Here is a 2,752-nt window from a genome sequence, read left to right on the forward strand (position 1 = left end):
AGCCTGTAACTAAAGCTAGCATACTAGAATGATGTATGAATGTAGAGTAAATCTCAGTCATTGATAGTTATAACGCCTGCCACACGGGCTGACGAAACGCGAAGCGTTTTGGCAGTCCGAGCGCGCTTGCGTGCGGTTGTGCTGCAACTTGTTATATTTTTTTATGTAAGTATGCATGAAATACTGCCCATGAAACAAAGAGCAAGCCTAATAGAATAAAATGAATAGGATTGCTGCCAAAGTCGAGTTTATAAGGCAAAAAGTTATTTAATGGAAAGCCTAACTGATACCAATGCAGAGCACCATAACAAGAGATAGTGATGCCTACTATGATAGAGATGATAGGTATTAAACCTGTGTGAATAAATGATTTAAAATCCATTTTTTGCTTTAGATCATTCCTGAAATATAACGCCCGCAACACGGGCTGACAATTGATTGTGGCTTTTGCATTAGAATGCCGAAGGCATGCAAAAGGCGCAAGCAGTTGGCAGTCCTGTTGTGCTTGCGCTTGTTAAGTGGCTGCATGCGCTAGCCCGATAACTATTATAATTGGTGATAAGATTAGCATAAGTATGCTGCTAATTGGCGGTCTTGTGTTAACAATGCTTTGTTCTGGTTTGGATGGGTTATAACTAACTTGAGCGTAGGTTTGTTGTGGGTATTTGTTTGCTATTTTCTCAGCTTTTTGAGGGGAAATGGAGATGCCGAGGCCAGACGATAGTTTGTTGTTTACATACTTTCGGTTATTGATTTGATATTCATAAACTATGTATGCTTGCCACACAGTATATGCTCCACCGTTAACCGGAGCAGTCTTAAAAGCATTGTAGCCAGAGTCTATGATAAGTGCTTCTGCTTTAGGCCATAGTGTGTAGCGAATAGAGCAGGCAATTTTATAAAAAGAATATAAAGCAGTGAATATTCCAAATATTAAGACTATGTATTTTTCTAACATTCCATTGCTATCCTAAGCACTTAACGCCTTGCACACGGGCTTGAACTGCGAAGCAGTTTAAGTCCGAATTGCCTAAGGCAATGTTGTTTGTGCTGCAACTTGTTATAACTTTTGCCATATACCTGTAACCATAAGTGATATGACAGCTATTGCAAAGGCTTGCTGATTTAGCTTTTTAGTTGAAGTACGTTTTATGCCTAGACTTATTTTAGGGAAGGGAAGAATGAGTAATACCCAAGCACAAATAAATACAATGTATAAAAGTGAGATTATTTGTAAAGGAGGGAAGTAGTATGCGGCGAAAGTAAAAATTAGTCCTATACAATGAATAGAAAAAAATATTCTTGCTGAATCAGTTTTTGAGTTGGACAGATACATAAAGCTAATAATGAATAAGCCTGTAACTAAAGCTAGCATACTAGGATGATGTATGAATGTAGAGTAAATCTCAGTCATTGATAGTTATAACATTTGTATATGCGGACCCCCTCACTTTGTCGCGGAGCATGATTTGGAGAGGTTTGAAAATGCCCTATCCATGGGCCCTAGAAAGTAAGTGAGGGCTAGCTAGCAAAAACAAAGTGAGAATCCCACTATGCAGGTATCAGCGGGGGGTCTCGTATGTATTCTGTTGAATTCTTATCTTATTGTTTTGGCTAGGCTTTTCAAGTGCGGCGGGGGCTAAAGTGCACGCTTTTTTGTGCTGGTCGGTGACAAAGCGTGCCGTTTTTGCGCTGTATTTTCAATACACTGTGTTTTAGTACAGTATTTCTTTGTGCGCGTGAGTGGGTGCTTAGTTGATCGGCAGTGCGGCCGCGAGGCTGTCCATGCGGGCGTTCAGGCTGTCGTGGCTATCGGCAATCACGTTCACGTGGCCAATTTTACGCCCGCTTTTGCCTACCTTGTTATACCAGTGCAGAGTGGCATGCTGATCGATGAGCTGCTGGGGCAGTGTGTGGCTACCAATGATATTCACCATGCCGGCGGGCCCGAAGGCGGCTGTATCGCCGAGCGCCATGCCGGATACGGCACGGATATGGTTGTCAAATTGGCCGGCGAGTGTGCCTTGCTGAGTCCAGTGGCCGCTGTTGTGAACACGCGGCGCGAGCTCGTTAACAAGAATGCCGTCGTCGGTGATAAAAAATTCGGCGGCTAACACACCCACATAGCCGCTATGTTCGAGAATCGCACCGACCGCTTTTTGCATAGCTTGTTGCTGCGCTTCGCTCACGCTGGGTGCGGGTGCCACACTGCGCGCTAAAATACCGTTGCTGTGAACATTTTCTGTGGCTGGGTAAAAGGCGATATGACCTTGTCGATCGCGCACGCCAATCATCGACGCTTCGGCGTTAAATTGAATAAAGGCTTCGGCAATCACGCCTTTGGCAATCGCATCGTCTGGGATTTGTTGAATATCATCCAGCTGGTAGATGCGCCATTGATTTTTACCGTCATAGCCGTCAGTGGTCGATTTAACCACGACCGGCAGGGTGAAGTTTGCCAACAGTTCGGCAAGCTGGCTGTGGCTATCGGCATAGCAGTAAGGCGCGGTGGGTATATTCAAGCGGTCGAGCAGCTGCTTTTCTTGCAAGCGGTGGGCGCAGGTGGCCAAAATGTCCGGTGATGGATACACCGCATGATAGTGTGCTAACAGTTGTACTAATTCGGGATTTACTTGTTCTTTTTCAAAGGTAATCGCATCAGGTTCGCCAAGCGCGGCATAAAAGCTTTCGCCTGACATGCCCGGCTGCCATACCACAACGTCACCCAGCCCGTCGATAGGGCTGTTATCGC

Annotated in this window: 2 protein-coding genes; both read right to left on the reverse strand. The window is 44.9% G+C overall.

All coding sequences use genetic code 11. The annotated features are described in order from the left end of the window. Window positions 1-514 precede the first annotated feature (514 nt). A complete protein-coding gene (locus HRU21_12530; protein NRA43116.1) occupies window positions 515-958 on the reverse strand; it encodes a DUF3592 domain-containing protein in 444 nt (147 codons plus the stop codon). A gap of 793 nt (window positions 959-1,751) precedes the next feature. Beyond that, a partial coding sequence (locus tag HRU21_12535; GenBank protein ID NRA43117.1) for a 5-(carboxyamino)imidazole ribonucleotide synthase occupies window positions 1,752-2,752 on the reverse strand: 1,001 nt, incomplete at its 5' end.

Source organism: Pseudomonadales bacterium (assembly GCA_013215025.1).
GTDB lineage: Bacteria > Pseudomonadota > Gammaproteobacteria > Pseudomonadales > DT-91 > DT-91.

Excerpts from the sequence above, each read along its gene's own strand:
- HRU21_12530 (NRA43116.1), bottom strand. The coding sequence starts at position 958 with ATGTTAGAAAAATACATAGTCTTAATATTTGGAATATTCACTGCTTTA.